Origin of the sequence: Brevundimonas denitrificans (assembly GCF_030160755.1) — a bacterium.
GTDB lineage: Bacteria > Pseudomonadota > Alphaproteobacteria > Caulobacterales > Caulobacteraceae > Brevundimonas > Brevundimonas denitrificans.
The window spans coordinates 1-589 of sequence record NZ_BSOY01000218.1 but is presented as its reverse complement, the minus strand read 5'-3'; the positions used below and the strand labels follow the sequence as shown (position 1 = coordinate 589).

Genomic DNA, 589 nt, shown 5'->3' with positions numbered 1-589 from the left:
CACCTATGCGTCCATCATCTCGGTTCTGCAGGACCGGGAATATGTCAAGCTGGACCAGAAACGCTTTATCCCGGAAGACAAGGGCCAGTTGGTTACCGCCTTCCTGTCCTCTTTCTTCACGCGCTATGTGGAATATGATTTCACCGCCCAGCTTGAAGAACGGCTGGACGATATTTCTGACGCCAAGGTGGACTGGAAACAGGTCTTGAGGGATTTCTGGAACGATTTCAGCATTGCCGTCGAAGGCACGTCCGAATTGCGCATCACCGATGTGCTGGAAGAACTGAACCGGGTTCTGGGCCCCCATGTCTTCCCGCCCCGCGAGGACGGAACCGACCCGCGTGCCTGCCCGAAATGTGACGAGGGCCGCCTTGGCCTGAAAACCGGTCGTTTTGGCGCCTTTATCGGCTGCACCAATTACCCGGAATGCCGCTACACCCGTCAGCTGGGCACATCCGGTGACGATGACGGCAGCTCTGAAATTGATGATGGGCCAAAGGAGCTTGGCCTTGATCCGGATACCGGCCTGATGATCACCCTGCGGAAGGGCCCCTATGGCCCGTATCTGCAACTGGGCGAGGCCGAACCG

Annotated in this window: 1 protein-coding gene; it reads left to right on the top strand. The window is 57.9% G+C overall.

What is annotated here, in order from left to right:
* The coding region (locus tag QQJ79_RS15855; RefSeq protein WP_284223901.1) for a DNA topoisomerase at nt 1-589 on the top strand (589 nt) is incomplete at both ends.